Source organism: Cohnella sp. WQ 127256 (assembly GCF_024519285.1).
In the GTDB taxonomy this organism is placed as follows: Bacteria; Bacillota; Bacilli; order Paenibacillales; family Paenibacillaceae; genus Cohnella.
In genome coordinates, this window is sequence record NZ_JAMZCY010000005.1 from 63,567 (window position 1) to 83,959 (window position 20,393).

Consider the following 20,393-nt stretch of genomic DNA (forward strand, 5'->3'; position numbering starts at 1 on the left):
ACCTTGTTAATCATCCAGTTGATTTTTCGGAAGCCTTACTTGGAACAAGGTTTCTGTATGAGGATCGCTACTTAAGTGTACGCTCCCGTGATGAGATTCTACGATCTCTCGGACGATGGACAGTCCGAATCCGAATCCATCGCCTCTTCTTCCCCCATCAACACGATAGAACCGTTCAAAGATGCGCTCTTGATCCTCAGGCGCGATTCCTCTGCCTCGATCTTTGACGGAAATGTACACTTCATCCTCATCATCCGTTAATCCGATTCCGAGGTAATGCCCATCATTCCCATATCGAATGGCATTGTCCAGCAAGTTGCGGAAGGCTCGTTCGATAAGAGCCTCATTCATATCAATTTCCACGTCTTTATCGGGGATGTCCACTTCGATCGTGAAGCCCTGTCCATCCAAAATCAACAGGTAATCCGCAGTAATCTTCCTCATCATTTCAGACAAGTTGTGGGGTGAGAAATGGAGCTCGAGTACATCCTCTTCCTGCCGCGAGATGTCCAGCAGTTGATCCAGCAAATTATCCATGTAACGGGATCGCTGCAGAATGATTTTCGCAGCGGCCTGAAGCTTGTTCTCGTCTTTATAGGCGCCGATGCGAATCGTTTCGGCATAGCCCAGAATGATAGTTAGTGGTGTTCGCAGATCGTGAGAAAGATTGGACAGCAGTAGCTTGCGCCTGTTTTCGAATTGCTTGATTTGACCGGCCTGGCTTTGAATCCGATGCGCCATCTCATTATAATGCCGAGTAAGCTGCCCGATCTCATCCTTCGACTTATCGTCCAACACGATAACATCACTTCGGAAATTGACTTGATTGAGTGCTTTATTCAGCTTGCCTATGCGCCGATTAATAGAGGAGAAAAACCATAGAGATAGAAGATACGGCACTAGGGCGGATAATAGGAAAGGCAGGATTAACGTATAAATGACCTTATTCGTACGTACATAGAAGAAGTACTGCCCTTCTTGCATCGCTTCGCTTGGCAAACTTAAGAGCAAATAATAGGACTGCTCAGATGGGGGAAAGGAATAAACGAGCGTTACCGGTTCGTCGGCGCCCCAAAGATTGTTGGGCATATTCACCATACGATCCACCAGTTGCTTGAAGTCGTAACGCTCAGATTCGCCTGAAGTATCATAGATTACCGTCCCATCAGGAGCGATCCATTCCAGGCGTAAGTCCGGATTCCGGCTATGAACGGAATCGAGTAATGGCTGAAGGTTATCTTTATCGAAAGCACCTTGCTTCTCGATTGAATTTAGTGTCTCATTAGAAATGGCGTTCAACTTTTCTAAATTGTAGCCCTTGGCCCAAATTGAACCTACAACAATAGAAAGCAAAATAAACAGAACCAAGCTGCTCGCGGCGCTGACCAGCATGATGACCCATAGCTTTGTGCGGCTTTTCATCGTCCATCTCCTGAAAATCGATATCCGATACCACGTACAGAATGAAGGTGAATGGGAGAATCGGCAGTGTTTTCGAGCAACGTGCGAAGCCGATTAATAAAAACATTCAAGTTATTGTTGTCAATTTTGTCATGTTTCCAAATATGTTGGTAGATGTGTTTCCTGGTCAGCGTGCGATCGGGATTTGTCATAAATAATTGCAGAAGCTCGCATTCAATCTCAGTTAATAGGTGCTTTACCTCACCATTGTCCAGAACTAAATTGTCTACATCGAGAACCAGATTGTTTAATCGAATGAGCTCGGACTGTTGCGGCGTATGGGAACTATACCTCCTTAATTGGGCTTGAACACGAGCAACCAGCTCCATCGGACTAAATGGCTTTGTGATATAATCATCCGCTCCTAAGCCGAGTGTGTCCACCTTATCCTGTACCTCTCTTCTAGCGCTAAGTGCAATAACGAGCAATTGCGAGCTGGTTTTGCGCAAATAGTGAAGCACCTCGAAGCCATTCCCATCATCCATCATTAAGTCCAAGATCATTAACTCAATGGGATGCTCCTGGATCCGCTCAATCGCCTGCCGTCCCGATTCGGCTTCTATAATTTCCAAGTCCGCTCGCTCCAAGTGAATGCGAATTAGCGCACGAATGTCAGGTTCGTCATCAACAATTAGAATTTGACTCATTGTTTCGCCCGCTCTCCGTAGTAATAATTGTCTCTCCAATCATATCAATCCTAATAGGAAAAAAAAACAAGAATAATGTATCGATTGGTCGAAAGGAAAGATACTTGAAAGAGGTTTCTTGACAATTAATAAGTTTAGATACTAAACTATAGCTATGGATAATAACAATAGATCAGAATCTAGCGCTATGAATAATGGAAGTAATGGAAGTCGTAGTCTGGGAAGATTGTTTTTGCAACTAAGACGCCTCGAACGCCAGCCTCAAGCCTTTGGAAATGCCGGGTCTATAACGCCAAGTGAAATTCATACGATCGAGGGGATTGGATACGAAGGTGCTATTCTAATGAATGAGCTTGCCACCCGTCTAGGTGTTACGAAGGGTGCAGTTTCGCAGCTCATTGTACGTCTGGAGTCGAAACATTTGGTAACACGTTCGTCATATCCACATGATTCGAGAGCGACCTTGATTTCACTTACCGAAAAGGGGAAGGAAGCTTATCAGGCTCACGAAGAAATGCATATCCAATTTTACGATCAGCTTCGCTCTCAGTTAAGTGAACAGGAAATTGAAATATTCGAGAAGTGTATTGGGAAATTAAATGATTTTCTACAAAAATAATTTTTTTGTCATTTAGTTTAGATACTATACTATATTGAATTCGGAGTCATAAGCGTTCTAGTGTGCAAAAGGAGGAACAAATATGAGGGAGTACATCGTTGTCATTGGCGGATACGGCCATGTGGGGCAAACAATATGCAGGGAACTGGGTGAATTATATCCAGGCAAGGTTTATGCAGCGGGAAGAAGTGTTGAGCGTGCGGAGCAATTTACCCGTACAACTGATGGGAAGGTTAAACCTTTACAAATTCATCTAAAGGATGGGTTTGATCTTAATTTTACGAAACGAGTCAAGCTTGTCGTCATGTGTTTGGATCAAACGGATACCGCATTTGTAAGTTTCTGCTTCACAAATAAGATTCATTATGTGGACGTTTCAGCGAACGGCTCCTTCCTGACTCAGGTGGAAGATTTGCAGTCGGAAGCTAGAGCGAACGGCATAACGGCAATATTGAGTATTGGGCTTGCCCCGGGGCTGACGAACTTGATGTCTCTTCACGCCAAAAATTTGATGGATCAAGTGAATAACATAGACATCTCCATTATGCTTGGATTGGGAGATCAGCATGGGAAGGCGGCAATTGAATGGACTGTCGACAACCTCGGTATGAATTTTGATGTCGTGAAGGAAGGCAAAAAAGTTACGGCTGCAAGTTTCACGGATGCCATCAAAACGGACTTTGGAGCCCCGTTCGGGTATAGAAAAGCTTATCGCTTCAATTTTTCGGATCAACACGTGCTGCCACACACACTTGGTGTGCCGTCCGTTTCCACGCGTCTTTGTTTCGATTCCTCTGCAGCTACTGGTTTGTTAGCATGGCTAAGAGTGACGGGAATATTCCGACTATTAAAGTTAAAGCCTATTCGCAAGGCTGCCGTTCAACTCTTCGGAAAGATGCGATTCGGAAAAGACATCTATGCCGTTAAAATCGACGCGCTAGGGAAAAAAGATCAAAAGGACATAAAGGTCGAGAGCTTCTTACAGGGCAGAAATGAAGCTCGAATTACGAGCATGGTAGCCGCTTCTGTAGCCGGTTTTGTTTATCGCTCTGAGTTACCATATGGTGTATATCATATTGAACAGTTGTTTGATCTGGACAGTATTATGCAATCTATTAGTCAGGAAGCCACCTACGAAACCCGAGTATCGGTATCCTGAACGGGGATTCTGACCGTCACCTTCGTCCCTGCGCCAACGCTGCTTTCAACTGTTATACCGAAAGGGTAACCGAAGATGAGCTCAAGGCGGTTATGAATGTTACGCATTCCATAGCCGCCGATTTTTTTCTTGAGCGTTCCGTCCAGAATGCCTCGCAGGGTACCGTCCTCCATTCCGATCCCGTCATCCTCCACAATTAATTCAATGGTGTCTCCGTCTAATTTCGCACGAATCCCTATCGTTCCTATTTGTGTCTCTTTCTCCATGATCCCGTGTAGAATCGCATTTTCGACAAGCGGTTGAAGCAGGAGCTTCAGTGTTCGATAGTCCATCAGCTCTTCGGCCACATCGATCCGCAGTTCGATCTTATCGCGGAATCTCATATTCTGTATTCGCACGTATGCAGACACATGCTCTATCTCATTGCGAATGGAGATGAAATCTTCCCCGTTGCTTAAGCTGAGCTTATAGAAATCGGAGAGAGAGGTAATTAACACCCGAATATCATCCGCATTGTATTTCATGGCTAGCCAATTGGCCATATCCAATGTGTTGTAGAGGAAATGGGGGTTAATCTGTGCTTGGAGAGCTTTAAGCTCCATGTTCTTCACATCCAAGCCAAGCTGAAATTTATCAGCTGCGAGATCATCGATCCGGGTGATCATCCGGTTAAATGTCGTGGTTAGCTCCCCAATCTCATCGTTATTCTTAGGATCAAGATTAGGCTTGAAGTTATCAACGCCCACTTTTCTCATATTTTTGGTTAGCTTTCGTATACGGATTGTCCCTGATGCCGATACCCAGAATGCGAGCGGGAAGGTCATGGCCGCGACGAACAGAAAAATGACGAGCATTTGATTACGCGATTTCTGGGCGATTTCAACAATATCATTGTGAGGCACGACGAGGATAAACCGCCAATCCGTATGCTCGACAGGTACGGTTCCGATCAATGTTTTCTCGCCGCCGAGCGTAACGGTTTCGAAATCCTCACTGTTGTTTTTTATTCCTTCGAGCGCTTGAATAACGTTATCTAGATTCGAGACTCGTTCTTGGCTAGAGCTGGCGATTAATTCGTTCCGACTATTGACGAGTAGTGCGGATGTAGATTTGGTAAAAAGCGCTTGATCCAATATTTGCACAAGCCCTTCCTTGGGCATCTGAGCTCGGAGCAAACCTGCGAAATCCGTATTGTCCAAAGGACTCGGTACCTTTCGGAAAAAGGAAATTGTATCACCATCATTCGGTGAGACGAGTTCCGAAGAAATCCAAAGGTAGGGCTTCTCATTTCTAATCAACCGTTGAAGCCAAGGCTCAGCTTGAACATCCTCCAGACGAAGAAATTGGTCCGTCGCTTGTATGGATGCCATACCGTCTCTCATGTATAGGCTAATGTTCTGGATATCCGGATTCGTCTGAACGTTATAGATCAACTGGTTAAATACATACTCATCTAGTAGCCAGTTCCCTATGTTCTCTTGATAGACTTCGGCTTTTTTGGCAACAATCGCTTGGATGGTGTCGTGAATGACCATGATATCAACAACTTTGCGGATGGAGCTGGTTTTATAGTTGAGGAATGAACGGGATTGTTCTAGGACGACCTCTAAGGAGTATCTCGCCTGTTTTTCTGTGTCACCTGCCGTAATATAAGAATTCACCAGGATGAACAGACCGGACGAGACGATTAGGATCAGTAAGAAGGAAATGAACATCTTGTTCTTGATGCTTAAATCGCGGAATGGGCGGAAGAGCCGATTCATAGCCGTCACATTCTTTCTCTGTATTGACTGGGTGTATACCCCGTCGACTTCTTAAACATAGACGAGAAGTAATTCGGATCGGTTATGCCTATGGATAAAGCGATTTCGTATAGTTTGACGTGCCGGTCTTTAAGAAGCTCCTTAGCTCTTTCTAAGCGTAATTCCGTAATATATTCGTTGATCGTTTTGCCGGTTTCTTTCTTAAACAGGGCACACATATAGTTCTGGCTCAAGTAGGTATTATCTGCGATGGACCGAGTTGTAAGGTCCATATCTCCAAAGTGCTCCTTAATATAATGAATAACGGTACTAACCCTCGTATTAACCGCGGTATGCTCCTGAAATTGAGAGAATACGGCCTGCACATTGGCAATTACGTAATCACGAAGAGAATCCAATGTTGAAATTTCGCCAACCTCTTGCCACAGAAACTTCTCCTCTTGCTGCGGATCCGTTCCTGTTAACCCTTTTTCTACTGCGAATTCATGCAAGATCATTAGCAATCTAAAGTACGCATTTTTGACACGGCTAATTTCTGGATCACGCCAAGTTCTAATGTCAGCGGTTATTTGATCAATCATGGAGCTTATGGCAGATTCATCATCAGATCGGAGTGCCTGACGAAAATCAGGATAGAACTTTGCCGCAATTGCGGAAGGATCTATTCGGTTATCGGAGGGAGGCTCGGAGAAGACAAAGCCTGTTCCGAAATAAAATTGCGACTGGACAGCGGATAACGCGGAGAGACAGGAGTCTTTAATGCTGTCATTCGAGGTGGAGGGGTTCCCAATTCCGATAGAAAATGCGAGCTTATCTCCATAGAGAAGAAGGAGAGAGTATAGCAAATTTCTTGCCGTTTCTTTGAATTCGGAAGTAGATACGCGTTGTGCATTCACCAGACAGAATAATGTCTCGTTATCTGTATATCCGAAGAAATAATCTTGATCGTTGGCATTGTCGATCAAATCGGCTAATCGATCGGAGATTTCTATATGCAGTGTTTCCTTTATTTTTAGTTCAGATTCTGATTTTACTGACAAGTGTATAGCCATTGATCGGACGGCAGTCATGCTGAATAATGCGGGTACGTGTTCACCGAACTCTTGTTGGAGCTCTTCATAAGGGAGGGCTTCTATAATGAGCTTGCATAGCATTCGGTGACGAATGACCGATTGCGTCAAGGTTCTGTTCGCTATTTCGGCTTGAATTTGGTAAACGCTTTCGCGAAGAGCCATAGTAAGCTCCTCGAGCTTAACGGGTTTCTCAACGTAGCTGATCGCTTTTAAGTGAATGGCAGATTTGAGATACTCCTTGTCGGAATAACCGCTAAGGAAAATGATTTTAACATGAGGATATTGCTCACGAGCAACGGTAGCGAATTCTATACCGTTCATTCGAGGCATCCGAACATCGCTGACGATAATGTCTGGAGTAAACTGCGTTAGTAATTCCAATGCCTCTAAGCCGTTAGATGCGGTCTTCACCTCGAGTACACCTAACTTATCCCATTCGATATAGCTTACTAAGCTCTCCGTCGTCAGAGGCTCGTCATCGACCAACAGTACTTTCATCGTAACTGGACCTCCGTTTCCGAATTGTGTGCCTACAATATATCTCGGAATTGAAATAAGCGCAACACCATAATTGATAGTGCCCATTTTCGTAATCTAACCAAGAAAATCGTAATCCTGTGTCATTCTTAAAGCAAATTCGTTTCCTTATAATTACATTTGAAAGCGCATCCATAGATAGACAATAGATAGGAAAGAAGGGATCTACATGGCAATAACCCCGATGCCCCCTAAGACGGCGTCCCAAGCGAATGCAGGAAAAGTTAGCTTAAGTAAAGGGCATCCAGGCTTTTTTCACGAGCTTGCAAAGAACAAGGTTCTCTATTTGATGTTTGTACCGGTTGCAATTTATTTCTTGATTTTTAACTATTATCCGATGGCCGGCATTGTCGTTGCATTCAAAAACTTTAACTATACCGGCGGGATGTTCGGTAGCCCTTGGATTGGGTGGGAAAATTTCGACTACTTCTTCAGTTCAGGGAAAGCATGGATAGTTACTCGTAACACGTTTCTTTACAATTTCGTATTCCTTGCAGCGTATACCTTTTTCTCGATTCTAGTCGCCGTTCTCATCGCTGAAATGGCGGGGAGAATTTTCAAGAAAACGGCTCAGACCTTGCTGTTCCTGCCTTACTTCCTTTCCTGGGTAGCGGTTGCGGCAATTGTATATAACCTATTCAATTACGAGTTTGGCGTAATCAATACACTACTTAAGAATTTAGGGCTTGAACCGGTGGACATCTATTCCAACGTTAACTACTGGTACTTCATTCTCCCTTTCTTCTATGTATGGAAATGGGTTGGATTCGGAAGCATTCTATATCTTTCCGCGATTATGGGCATGGACAACTCGATTAATGAAGCAGCAACGATTGACGGGGCGAACATTTTCCAAAGAATTCGTTATCTCACGCTACCCTTACTGAAACCAACGACAATCATTTTGGTTCTACTCGGTATCGGAAGAATCATGCGCGGAGAATTCGATATGTTCTATCAGCTCATTGGCAATAATGGCATTTTGATGGATGGAACGGACATCATCGATACGTTGGTATTCAGATCCTTGGTTCTGAGTCCTGACTTCGGAATGGCATCCGCAGGGGGCCTATATCAATCCGTTCTCTGTTTCGTGATTATTATGATCGCGAACGGGCTGGTCAAAAAATACGATCGAGAGCATGCATTATTCTAAGACGATTGAATGGAGGGGATAGATATGGGAATTCGTTCACGGGACGTAACAGTATTAAACATAATCGGACATCTCATAGTTGGGCTTTTCGCATTAATCGCCGTTGTTCCCTTTTTCGTGGTTGCCATTAACTCATTTTCAACAGAGCACTCCATCATCTATTACGGCTATTCCTTATTACCTAAGGAATTCTCGCTAGATGCTTACGAGATGGTGTTTCAGAATCCGCAAAAAATCTTGCGTGCCTATGGGGTCACGATATTCGTAACGGTGGCAGGTACGATGGTTTCCTTGTTCGTCTCCATGATGGCTGCATACGTGATGTTTCGCAAAGACGTGCGATATCGAAACAGCTTAGCCTTCTTCTTGTTCTTCACGACTCTGTTCAATGGTGGATTGGTTCCTTTCTACTTAATGATCGTTCAGGATTTGCACTTGAAAAATCATATTCTTGTGTTAATGCTTTGCGGGATGTTCAGTGTGTTCAACATTCTCATCCTGCGCAATTTCATTGGCGGATCCATTCCCGATGCCTTAATTGAGTCATCGAAAATCGATGGGGCAGGGGATTTCAGGATATTCATGCAAATCGTTCTTCCGTTATCCAAGCCGGCACTAGCCGCAATCGGAATGTTCACGGCACTAGGATACTGGAACGACTGGTGGACGCCGCTCATGTTCATCGAGAAGGATAGCCTGTATACGCTGCAATATACGCTCTATCGGATTCTGTCGAGCGCGAATTTCTCCACCCAAATCGTCAACAGTGTTCCCCGGTTGGATATGCCGAAGGAATCCTTGAAGCTGGCGTTAACGATCGTTGCGACAGGCCCTATCGTGATGCTGTATCCATTCGTGCAAAAATATTTCGTTTCTGGGATCACAGTAGGGGCAGTCAAAGGCTAATGAAACGACAATAGGTCATTGAGGGAGGTGAGTTGTACTGGCTTAGGCGCATGAACGGAATCAGTTGTTAAGAGTTTCGCGGGGGATTGTCATCATTATCTATCATTAGGAGGAGTTACGATGAATAAGACAAAAGTGTTGTTTACTCTATTATCGGCAATCATTGCTTTCACGTTGGTGTTGGCAGGTTGCGGTAACAATAATAACAAGGATGCTCAAGCGAGCAATTCGGCTTCCAAACCATCTCCAAGTGCTTCAAGTTCAGCTACTTCGTCTACTTCGACTGAACCCTCATCGGCAAGCCCAGATAACGCGATCGATACATCCGAAGAAGTTAAGTTGGTAGGCTATTTACTTGGAGATGCACCTGCTGGCATGAACGCAGTTGTAGCCGAGCTTAATAAAAAGCTGAAAGCAGATATCAATGCGACCGTTGAATTCCGTTATATCGGGTGGGGAGATTTGACAGCGAAATATCCTCTTGTCCTTGCTGCTGGTGATGATGTTGACTTCATCTATTCGGCGAACTGGGCTTTCTATAACCAAGAGGCCGCGAAAGGTGCATTCAAAGAGCTTACGATGGAGGACCTTCAGAAGTATATGCCGAAGCACGTTGCAGCAACAAGCGATGTCGCTTGGAAAGAAGCGCAAATTGGTGGGAAAATCTTCATGATTCCGACAGCAACTCCAGATCAGAAAGTTCCGGTTACCTTAATTCGCGGAGACTTAAGGAAAAAGTACGGTGTTTCGGAAATTACGAATTTCAAAGATATCGAGCCCTATTTGGAAGCAATCAAGAAGAATGAAAAAGGCATGATTCCGATTAATGCAGATAGCCAGTACGATTTCGCCAAATCGTTCTACAACTACGAATGGGCAACCGGTCGTGCAACACTAGATACGGTGCTCATTACCAATGGATGGTCCGGCGTTCATACGGAGTGGGATGATCAAACCGGTAAAGTGTATTCGCAGTTTGATCCTTATATCTCGGATAGCCAGAAAGCAACAGCAAAGGTGATCAAATCGTGGTACGAAAAAGGATACATTAACAAAAATGCGATTTCCAACAAGGTACGCAGTAAAGATGCTTTCGAGCAAGGGAAGTCAGCTGTAGCTTACGGTAATACGAATGATATCCAAGGTACGCTAGCCAAAGCGGCTGAGAATGGCTGGGAAGTAGAGATTATTCCGAATCTGTCTACGAAAGGCACATACCCACAAGATCCTTACATTAATAATGGGGTAGCGATCGCGGCCAATACGAAAAATCCAGAGCGTGCAATGATGGCCATTGATCTCATGATGGAGGAACCATCCTATAACAATTTGGTATACTTCGGAATCGAAGGTGTTAACTATGTGGTTAAAGATGGGAAGATCGCATTGCCGGATGGCGTGACAGCAGAATCCAATACGTATCCACCGGATGCTGCAGGCTTCTGGTTCACGAATAAGAGTCAGCATCTTCCGCTCGCATCTTGGAGTGAGCAATACATTGCTCATAAGCAGTCCTTGAAAAATATTTTAGTGCCTTATGTATATAATTCATTCTCAATGGATACTTCCAAAGTAAAATCGGAGCTAGCTACGATAGGAACGGTAGGAACACAATACCAATTGCCGATTCAAGGCGGGATCGTGAAAGATGTGGATGCAGCCTATGCCACATTAGAGGAAAAAGTTAAAAAGACTGGACTTGATACGGTATTAGCTGAAGCTATCGCGCAAACACAAGCGTATCTATCCGCTCAGAAATAAGCTCAGATTAGGTACATTACGGGGAGGGGGGTCGATCCAATGGATCGGCCCTTTTCAATGAGATGAAGGATAATTGACATTGTTTCGCGAAAACGATAGGGGATAGTTATGCATCTAAGGAGGAACAGAATGAATAAGATCAAGTGGATGCTGACCTCATGTGTGCACCTCATGTTATGCTTGTCGTTATCTGCTTGCTTTAGTTCGGGGAAGGGACTTAAGGAACCTAAGAGTGGGAATACAAAAGTGGTTACTCTCGTTGGTTATTTAATAGGAAGCGCTCCAAGTGGACTCTCTGATGTACTCGCTGAGCTGAACAAGAAGCTTGAGAAAGAGGTTAATGCAAGAGTGGAGCTACGCTACATACAGTGGGGGGATATGGCAGCACGTTATCCACTTGTCTTGTCTTCTGGGGAAAATGTCGACTTCATCTTCGCAGCGAATTGGGCCTATTACTCGCAGGAAGCGACTAAAGGATCCTTTCAAGAGATTACGGAGGATTTGGTAAAGAAATATATGCCTAAACATGATCAGGCAACGAACGCAATGGCCTGGAAGGAAGCGGAGGTCGGTGGAAAAGTATATATGATTCCCTCCTCAACGCCCGACATTAAAGTACCTGTAACCCTAATACGCGGAGATTTGCGCAAGAAATACGGATTGCCTGAAATTCACAAAGTTTCCGAGCTAGAGCCGTTCTTGGCTGCCGTGAAACAAAATGAGCCTAACATGGTACCTATTCGAGTGGACAAGCAGTATGATTTCAACAAGACCCATGCGAACTTACAGTGGGAATTGGGACCTGCGACCGTGGATTTGATTATGACTACCAATGGGTTCTCAGGGGTTTTTACAGATTGGGATGATCCTAGAGGAAAGATTCTTAGCATATTTGATGAACCGCTGCGCTCCAATTATATTGAGGTGGCCCAAACAGTAAAGAGATGGTATGACAAGGGCTATATTAATCATGATGCCTTCGCGAATAAAATCAGGAGTAAGGATTCCTTCGAGGCGGGAACGTCAGCGGTAGCATACGGGAATAGCAACGATATCCAATCCACGATTGCGAAGGCAGAGAAACAAGGGTGGGAAGTGGATATCATTCCTAATCTATCTCCCAAAAAAACCTACATGATGGATTCTTACATTAATAATGGCGTAGCCATACCCACGGATTCCAAACACAAGGAGCTTGCTATGCAGGTGCTTGATCTCATCATGGAGGATCCGGAATACAACCAGTTAGTGTATTACGGGATCGAAGAGAAAAATTTTGTTGTAGAGAACGGAAAAGTCACGTTTCCAGTTGGGATGACAGCCGAGCAAAATGATTATGCTCCGGATGCAGCAGGGTTCTGGTTCACAAATAAAAGTAAATTACTACCGACTGAGGGCTGGAACGATAAATACGCTCGGCATAAAGAGGAAATCAAGCAAATGCTAATTCCGTTTACTTATTCCGCTTTTAACTTCAATGCACTGACCGTGCAGGCGGAGCTGGATCGGATAAACGAGGTGGCGATCCAATACTTGAATCCGATATTAAGTGGAATGGTACAGGATGTGGATAAGGCTTTCTTACAGGCGGAGGCTGAAATCAATCAGGCTGGCTTTAATAAAGTGTTGGAAGAAGCGAGCAAGCAAACGAGGGAATATCTAAATTCGCAATAGGGTTAGGAATTAAGGAGCCGTGAGGCTCTTTTTTTTGCCTTTTTCTCTCCATACTCCTGGAGTCTGTCCATAGGTTTGGCGAAACGAGCGGACGAAATAATTCGTCTCCATCCCAACTTGTCGCGCAATTTCTTGAATCTGTAAGCTCGCATTTTCCTTTAGAAGCTGTAGGGCTCTCTCCATTCGCAAATTTTGCAAATATCGGTGGGGGGTTATCGAGAATTGTTGAAGGAATAGACGTTGAAAATGCTGAGAGGAATACCCGACGGCACTAGCTAGATTTGAGATGAGCAACGGTTCCGTATAGTGTTGATTCATTAAGAGCAGCGCTTGTTGGAGCGTATGATTACGGACTTCGTCAGCTCGCAGATGTAGTGAGCTATCGGGTGAAGAATTGTCCACCCGCAGGCGAAGAACGAATTGATATAACTTCACGGAAATCTCGAATAATCGTTGCTGACTTGGCTCTGTGGAATCATGCCAAATCTCACCGAGGTCATTCCAGCTTTGTTCGAGAGAGTCTGGCCGCTGTGGAAATGACGGAAGCAAGCCGACTTGCTCTAACAGAGGCGCAGCGAGAGTCCCAATAAATCCGATAAACCCGATCTGCCAAGGCTCATGTGATAGGGGGTAGTATTCATGTGGGCGATCGGGCGGGAATGCAAATGCATCACCTTCGGACAGGGTGTATTCCTCGCCGTTTTCTAGGTCGCGAAACAAGCCTTGGCCTTTATGGATGATAAAAATCTGATAAGCAGGAAAACCGTCCGGACGAGAGTGATAATATTGGTTATGTCGTCCGACGGAGTAAGCGTACAGAGGTAAGGAATGATGGAAATTCGACATTTCGACTAAGCGGAAGGGCAGCATGTTAAATCTCCTCTTCTTCATTTTGTGCTATAAAATTGAGATGTGAATGCTACTGGACAATATCATATATATGCTATCTTTATCATTGTAATGGACGAATTGTGAAATGGATAGCGTTGGGATTAATTTGAGGATAAGAATAAAGTGCGATAATGAAATACATGAATTGAAGGGGAGTTGTGTGATGGCTAAATTTCCGCCTATTAGCTCAAAGCTGCCTGTAATGCTTCACGGGGCCGACTACAATCCGGAGCAATGGAGTCATTATCCAGAAATCATTAAGGAAGATATTAGGCTTATGAAGCTGGCGAGCTGCAATGTGATGTCGGTAGGTATCTTCTCGTGGGTAAAGCTGGAGCCAGAAGAGGGATTATTCACATTCGATTGGATGGACAAGCAATTAGATTCATTTGCGGACAATGGCATCTCTGTGTTTCTGGCGACGCCAAGCGGAGCGCGTCCGGCTTGGATGTCAGCCAAATATCCGGAGGTGCTCAGAGTAGGCTCGAATCGGGTTCGCAATTTACATGGATTTCGCCATAACCATTGCTACTCTTCACCTGTATACAGAGAAAAGGTTGCGATCATTAACAGCGAGTTAGCGAGACGGTATGCGAATCATCCTGCCTTGATCGGATGGCATATATCCAATGAATTCGGGGGTGAATGCCACTGCGATTATTGTCAGCAAAACTTTCGAGACTGGTTAAGAAACAAGTACGGAACGCTTGAAGCGATCAATCATGCCTGGTGGACTACCTTTTGGAGCCATACTTACACCAGTTGGGAACAAATCGAATCTCCTTCGGCTCACGGAGAAACCCAAGTACATGGATTAAACTTAGATTGGAGACGATTCGTTAGCGATATGACGATCGAGTTTTGCAAGCATGAGATCGATATCTTACGGCCCTATCATCCGCAAATGCCTATCACGACGAATATGCATATGATAGATAGTATTGATTATAGGAAGTTAGCTAAGGAGCTAGACTTCATCTCCTGGGATGCCTATCCGGAGTGGCATTATACCGAGGATGGCGATGACTCCCGATTGGCAGCTTGGTCTGCTATGCATTACGACATGATGCGCTCTCTTAAGAATAAGCCATTCATTTTAATGGAAAGCACGCCATCCCTAACCAACTGGCAATCCGTTAGCAAGATGAAGAGACCTGGCATGCATAAGCTGTCTTCCCTTCAAGCCGTTGCCCATGGAGCGGATTCTGTTCAGTATTTCCAGTGGCGTAAGAGTAGAGGATCAAGCGAGAAGTTCCATGGCGCGGTTATCGATCATAGCGGACACGAGCATACACGAGTATTCCGCGATGTCGCGGAAGTCGGCGAGCTGTTAGCTGAGCTTGTGGATGTCGTTGGTCTCGATACTCCGGTGGAAGTTGCGATTGTGTTAGATTGGGACAATAGATGGGCTGTTAAGGATGCCCAGGGGATTCGGAACTCTGGTATTCACTATGAGGAAACCGTATTACAGCATTACGGAGGCTTCTGGGAGCTGGGAATTCCGGTGGACGTTATCGGTATTGAGGATGAGCTGTCCAAATATAAGCTAATCGTAGCCCCGATGCTTTACCTTATTAGTGAGAATGATGGAAAGAGAGTTCAGCAATTCGTCGAAGAGGGCGGCAGCTTCGTCACTACGTATTGGTCAGGTATCGTTAACGAGACAGACCTCTGCCATTTGGGGGGATTTCCTGGTCCGTTGCGAAGTACACTAGGGATTTGGTCGGAAGAGGCGGAAGGCTTGCATGAACGAGATCGAAATTCAATCGTTCTCCGTCCGGAGTCTGCATGGAATTGGACTGGCGAGTATGACGCTCACGAAATTGCTGATTTGATCCATCTTGAAGGGGCAGAAGCATTAGCGGAATACAGTAGCGATTTCTATGCCGAACGTCCGGCTTTAACAAGACATACGCTAGGGAAAGGTAAATCGTATTATTTAGCTACCCGGATCAAGGATTCTGATTTTTATACGAAGTTATACGCTGCCATTGCTCATGAATTAGGTATAAATCGTGTGCTTGATGTCATGCTACCGCAGGGGGTAACGGCGCAAATTCGAACAGATGGGGAGAGTGAATTCCTATTTGTTCAGAACTTTAGTCCAGCAGTACAAACCATTCGTTTAGATAATCGGCATTATATTGATTTTATGACCGGTGAAAGGGTAATGGGTAGCATTGAGCTACCGATTAACGGATTATTTATATTAAAGCGTAAAGCTGAATAACGAAAATAGAGTACAAAAGCACATTCTATCCGTAGTCCAATCCGCAGATGGATGCCTATCATAGGATACAGGATACTATGATAGGAGGTTAATCAAACATGGAGGAAATGTATCATTTATGTTCGAGTCATTTGAATCGTAGAGTTCGAATTCATACGCGTTGTGGGGAGTGTCATGAGGGCGTAATTGTTCACGTAGATAATAACAATGTCTATTTAAGAACATCTGGTGGACTCCGTACTTCGGGTAAAGCGACGGTATCAGGTTGGGGATGGGGTTTTGGAGGAGCAAACGATATTTTAACCTTATCTCTGTTTACTCTTCTTGCAATAGCTTTGATTTAATAAGGAATTGCATTCTCCAGACAATAGACAAAAATGGTAAATCTGATATGATTATTGTTAGACCCTCCCGCAGGGTCTATTTTTCTATGAGGAGGAAATGGTTTATGAAAACGCTGTTTAAGCTCATTACGGAGGTTGTATCGATAGGAAAAGAGGGAGAGACTCTATATGAGCCATAGTCATAACGAACGACTACACGGTGATTTAACCAGGCAGCTTAGCTATTTCGAGAAAGAAACGAAGGAATTACTAAGAAAAGTGTATCCCGATATGTCAAAAAGGGATGAAATGCAAAAATTACTGGATAGCTATACAGATCATATTCGATTATTTCAAGCTGGCTCCATCGCTGGTGATACGGATTCGCTCGTATGGATTGGATCAAGCGTCACCATTCAGGATGAGATAGATCGATTAGATGAAACCTATAAGATTGTAATGCCGCATGAAGTAAATGTAGATCTAGGGCATATCTCCTTCTTGTCTCCACTCGGAAGTAAGCTATTACTTGCGCGTAAAGATAATCGGATCGAGGTGGAATCTCCTTCTGGAAGCTATGAGGTCATCATTATGAATGTATCCCGCTCCTAAGGTGAATATCGGGAAGTACATATAAAATGGTTGCAAAATCATACTTGACGGTAAATACAAACAAGAATAACATAACGCCAAGGGTGTACCTTGGCGTTTCTTTACATACCCTGTTACACCTTGCCAATCCACTTACGAACCCAGCCCTATAACCTGAGAGGAAGACTGACTAGTATGCAAACCAGGACCTTTAACTGGTTCAGAAGCCAGAAGATATACAATAAAATTATCCTCATCTATTTCCCGCTTGTCGTTGTCCCACTCTTACTACTAGGTCTGTTTTCTTATACGATCAATACAGAAGCTGTCATTAAAAAAACGAAAAAAAACATGCTAGATGAGTCGCTACTCATCACGACAAGAATCGATACGATCATCGCAAATGCGGAAAGCTTTGCCAATATTGCGATGCTGGATCTTAACAAGGAAACCCAGTTAAAAACGTTGGAGCGAAAGGTAAGGCAGGACGGCGATGGCGAATGGCTGACGAACGACGATCACGTGCTACGTAGCCAGATTGAAAACAAGCTTGATTTTGCAAAATTAATATTCCGTGAGGTGGAGTCTGCCGTATTTATCGATCTCAATCAGAACGTCTATTCTACCGATCCCTTGCTTGTCAAAGGCACATTGGATGGTTTGGAAAGCTCCATGTACAGAGATGTCGAGAATAGCAACGGCATCATGAGGTGGTTTCCGATGGAACACAGAGCCTTCTGGGTTATGGACGAGAACAAGGCCGTACTCACTGTGGGGAAAAAAATTCTAGATACAGAGACAATGGATACGCTGGGCTATTTATTTGTAAACATCAATGAGAAAACGCTATCATCCGTGTATCACCCAGTCGGACCCGTTCAGTCGAATGGATATTATATTGTGGATAACCGCGGCATCGTGATTTCTTCAGCAGACGAATCGAATATCATGTTGCCTCTTGAGCCGGACAAGCTAAGTGAGATCCTATCACAAGATACGGTAACGGAAAAGACGAAGAGAGCGAACGGGGAGAAAATTCTGCTGACAGCAATGCCATTTGGTAAGTCGAAATGGAAATTGGTAAACGAAATCTCCCTTAACGAGCTGACCCATGAAACTCGTCAGGTTTCAAATATTATTTTGATCATAGGCGGGGTATGTTTATTACTTGCTCTAATGGGAGCGATCATCTTGTCCAGGGCGATAGCCACTCCGATTATCTCGTTGGCAAAGCATATGAATCGGATAAGGGATGAGAATATCGATCGTCCTGTCGAGGTTAAAAGCCGTGACGAAATCGGGATTCTTGGTTCGGGCTTGAATATGATGCTCGTCAGAGTAAACGATCTGCTTGTCAAAGTGAAGGAAGAACAGAAATTAAAAAGGGAGTATGAGTTGGCACTCATTCAGGACCAGATCAAGCCACACTTCTTCTACAATACACTTGAGCTTATTTATGTGCTTTGCAAGACGGGGGAAAATGAAGAAGCGGGAAAAGCGACCAAAGCATTAGCTGACTTCTACAGGGTCGCATTAAGCAACGGCAAAGAGATTATTACAGTCAGGGAGGAAATACGAAATTTACATAGTTATCTGTATATCCAAAGTGCCCGCTACTCGGATTTGTTCGATTTTCAGATTCAAATTCCTAATGAGCTGTTGAACTACTCGATTCCTAAGCTAACCTTACAGCCTTTGGTTGAGAATGCGATTTACCATGGACTGAAGGAGAAGGGAAGCTTTGGTCATATTACAGTTGCTGGCGTTAGAGAAGGAGATAAGATTTGCTTAAGCGTGAAGGATGATGGCGTCGGAATTTCACCAGAGAGGCTCGAACAGATGAAGGAAGACAAGCAGATGAGCGCTACGTTCGGATTGAATAGCGTCGATGAAAGGATAAAGCTATATTTCGGCGACAAGTATGGAATAAGAATCCAGAGCAGCATAGGTGAAGGCACGGAGATTATAGTGGATATTCCATTAACGAACGGAGATCAGCTAGATGTATAAAGTTATTTTTGCAGATGATGAAGCGACATTCCGGACTTATTTCAAACGTGTAATCGACTGGAACGCGCATGGTTTCGAGATTTGTGGCGAGGCGAAGAACGGGTTAGAAGCTTTAGAGCTGATTGAACAAGTACGACCCGATATCGCATTTATTGATATTAACATGCCTTATATGAATGGAATGGATCTCGCGGCTAAAGTGAAGGAGCAATATCCGTCCACCTTCATTTTGCTCGTAACCGGTCATAGCGAATTCGAGTACGCTCGGAAAGCCGTCAAGATCGGTGTGGACGATTATATTCTGAAGCCATTCGATGAAGATGAGCTACTCGTCGCGCTTGCCAAAGTGAAAGGCACTATGGATAAGTTGCGAGTCGAACGGGACAACTTACAGAAGGAACGGCAGGTCTGGAAGGAAAGCTTCTTAAACCTACTCATTAGTAATGAATACACCGAAGATAACGAGACAATCAAGAGCCAGATGAGTATGTTTCACATACAAGAAGATCGTATGGTGTTCCAGGTCATATCGGTCGAGATTGATAGTCTACATGAGCAATGGCCGGATTCAGGAGAAATTCATCTACGCAAATATATTATTGCGAATCTCTTAAATGATCTGATTCAACTAGAAGGGCAGCATTTTATATTTAATGGCCCTGAGAATCGGATTATCTCGCTTCTGCAATTTACGGAAGAGGGTGCAGATCAACGATTCTCGATAGAGGGATTCTCGAAGCTCTGCTCTTTAATTAAAAGGCGCTTCGGCTTTAGTGTGACGGTGGGAGCGGGGTGTGCTGGACCTGGGATTATCTCCATTCGTCAGTCTTACAAAGAATCGGTTATCGCGCTACGAAATAAGATTTCTATGAATTTAATGGATGTAATCATGTATCGGGATATCTCATCCAAGGCGGCGAATATTGGTTTCTATCCGAGCGAGATGAATGAGAATCTACTTATCCATCTAAGGCTCCACGATGAGGAAAAAATCAAAAATACATTGGATTCCATTCGCGACTATATTAGGGAAAACCAGCTTTCTGGGGATTATATTCATATGATTCTAGCAGGGTTAGTCTCGCTCTGTCTGACTTATATTTATGAAATAGGTAAGCGAGTGGACGATATCCTACCTAAGTCTTTCTCACCGTTTGAAGAAATTACAAACAAGTCATCCGTTGAAGCCGCATTCGAATGGATCACTGATCTTTATTTGAACGTGACAGGTCATTCGAAGAGCATTAAACGTTCTAAGTCTAGCAAAATATTATTATCGGCTCGAGAATACATTGATACCCACTATAGGGATAGCCAACTCAAGGTAGAGGATATCGCTAGGCAATTTTTAATTCAACCCCGTTATTTGCTGAAAATATTTCAGGAAGGGCTTGGAATGAGCGTTAGTGACTATCTGTTCGAAACAAGAATGCAAAGGGCGAAGGAGCTCTTGGTGTCTGGACAAAATCTGCGTTTGACGAATATTGCGGAAATGGTCGGCTACAGTGATCCTGGACATTTTAGCAAAAGCTTCAAAAAGTATACAGGTCTAACTCCTAGTGAGTATGAGGTCACGCGTTAGTCGTGTTAGA

At 44.1% G+C, this 20,393-nt stretch carries 16 protein-coding genes; 11 read left to right on the forward strand and 5 right to left on the reverse strand.

Going from position 1 to position 20,393, the window contains the following annotated elements; translation table 11 throughout:
* Positions 1-6 precede the first annotated feature (6 nt).
* Both M1K58_RS15315 and M1K58_RS15320 read right to left on the reverse strand, forming a co-directional pair.
* Positions 7-1,422, reverse strand: coding sequence for a sensor histidine kinase (locus M1K58_RS15315; RefSeq protein WP_256759731.1), 1,416 nt, complete (start codon positions 1,420-1,422; stop codon positions 7-9).
* Positions 1,419-2,108 carry a response regulator transcription factor gene (locus tag M1K58_RS15320; RefSeq protein ID WP_256759732.1) on the reverse strand — a complete coding sequence of 230 codons (690 nt, stop codon included), beginning with the start codon at positions 2,106-2,108 and terminating at the stop codon, positions 1,419-1,421. Before M1K58_RS15320 ends, M1K58_RS15315 begins: the two co-directional genes overlap by 4 nt.
* Positions 2,109-2,295: 187 nt before the next feature.
* On the opposite strand from M1K58_RS15320, the gene M1K58_RS15325 reads away from it, so the two are divergent.
* Entirely contained in the window at positions 2,296-2,727 is a 432-nt protein-coding gene (locus M1K58_RS15325) for a MarR family winged helix-turn-helix transcriptional regulator (protein WP_256759733.1), read from the forward strand.
* 82 nt (positions 2,728-2,809) lie between these two features.
* On the forward strand, positions 2,810-3,886 hold the full coding sequence (locus M1K58_RS15330; RefSeq protein WP_256759734.1) for a saccharopine dehydrogenase family protein: 1,077 nt from the start codon (positions 2,810-2,812) through the stop codon (positions 3,884-3,886).
* Here the strand turns inward: M1K58_RS15330 and M1K58_RS15335 are convergent.
* Together M1K58_RS15335 and M1K58_RS15340 are read right to left on the reverse strand one after the other, a co-directional pair.
* Positions 3,859-5,649 carry a sensor histidine kinase gene (locus M1K58_RS15335; protein ID WP_256759735.1) on the reverse strand — a complete coding sequence of 597 codons (1,791 nt, stop codon included), beginning with the start codon at positions 5,647-5,649 and terminating at the stop codon, positions 3,859-3,861. The genes M1K58_RS15330 and M1K58_RS15335 overlap by 28 nt on opposite strands.
* A gap of 5 nt (positions 5,650-5,654) precedes the next feature.
* A complete protein-coding gene (locus tag M1K58_RS15340) occupies positions 5,655-7,220 on the reverse strand; it encodes a response regulator transcription factor (protein ID WP_256759736.1) in 1,566 nt (521 codons plus the stop codon).
* A 328-nt stretch (positions 7,221-7,548) separates the two neighbouring features.
* Between M1K58_RS15340 and M1K58_RS15345 the strand changes: the two genes are divergently transcribed.
* The 4 genes from M1K58_RS15345 (at position 7,549) to M1K58_RS15360 (ending at position 12,756) form a co-directional block, all read left to right on the forward strand.
* On the forward strand, positions 7,549-8,415 hold the full coding sequence (locus M1K58_RS15345) for an ABC transporter permease (RefSeq protein WP_256760304.1): 867 nt from the start codon (positions 7,549-7,551) through the stop codon (positions 8,413-8,415).
* A 24-nt stretch (positions 8,416-8,439) separates the two neighbouring features.
* Positions 8,440-9,321 (forward strand): carbohydrate ABC transporter permease, encoded by an 882-nt coding sequence (locus M1K58_RS15350; RefSeq protein ID WP_256759737.1) that lies wholly within the window; start codon positions 8,440-8,442, stop codon positions 9,319-9,321.
* A gap of 120 nt (positions 9,322-9,441) precedes the next feature.
* The gene (locus M1K58_RS15355) at positions 9,442-11,082 is read left to right on the forward strand and encodes a DUF3502 domain-containing protein (protein ID WP_256759738.1); all 1,641 of its coding nucleotides are present in this window, start codon (positions 9,442-9,444) and stop codon (positions 11,080-11,082) included.
* 129 nt (positions 11,083-11,211) lie between these two features.
* Positions 11,212-12,756 carry an extracellular solute-binding protein gene (locus M1K58_RS15360; RefSeq protein WP_256759739.1) on the forward strand — a complete coding sequence of 515 codons (1,545 nt, stop codon included), beginning with the start codon at positions 11,212-11,214 and terminating at the stop codon, positions 12,754-12,756.
* Positions 12,757-12,765: 9 nt separating this feature from the next.
* Here M1K58_RS15360 and M1K58_RS15365 read toward each other — a convergent pair whose 3' ends face one another.
* Complete coding sequence (locus M1K58_RS15365) at positions 12,766-13,626, reverse strand: helix-turn-helix domain-containing protein (protein WP_256759740.1); 861 nt, start codon at positions 13,624-13,626, stop codon at positions 12,766-12,768.
* Between the two features lie 184 nt (positions 13,627-13,810).
* Here M1K58_RS15365 and M1K58_RS15370 point away from each other — a divergent pair, with 184 nt between their 5' ends.
* The 5 genes from M1K58_RS15370 (at position 13,811) to M1K58_RS15390 (ending at position 20,383) form a co-directional block, all read left to right on the forward strand.
* Entirely contained in the window at positions 13,811-15,877 is a 2,067-nt protein-coding gene (locus M1K58_RS15370) for a beta-galactosidase (RefSeq protein ID WP_306220466.1), read from the forward strand.
* Between the two features lie 98 nt (positions 15,878-15,975).
* Positions 15,976-16,221, forward strand: a complete 246-nt coding sequence (locus M1K58_RS15375; protein WP_256759741.1) for a hypothetical protein — start codon at positions 15,976-15,978, stop codon at positions 16,219-16,221.
* 168 nt (positions 16,222-16,389) lie between these two features.
* Positions 16,390-16,812, forward strand: coding sequence for a GreA/GreB family elongation factor (locus tag M1K58_RS15380; protein ID WP_256759742.1), 423 nt, complete (start codon positions 16,390-16,392; stop codon positions 16,810-16,812).
* Positions 16,813-16,986: 174 nt separating this feature from the next.
* On the forward strand, positions 16,987-18,801 hold the full coding sequence (locus M1K58_RS15385; RefSeq protein WP_256759743.1) for a sensor histidine kinase: 1,815 nt from the start codon (positions 16,987-16,989) through the stop codon (positions 18,799-18,801).
* Positions 18,794-20,383, forward strand: coding sequence for a response regulator (locus tag M1K58_RS15390; RefSeq protein ID WP_256759744.1), 1,590 nt, complete (start codon positions 18,794-18,796; stop codon positions 20,381-20,383). Before M1K58_RS15385 ends, M1K58_RS15390 begins: the two co-directional genes overlap by 8 nt.
* Positions 20,384-20,393: the final 10 nt, after the last annotated feature.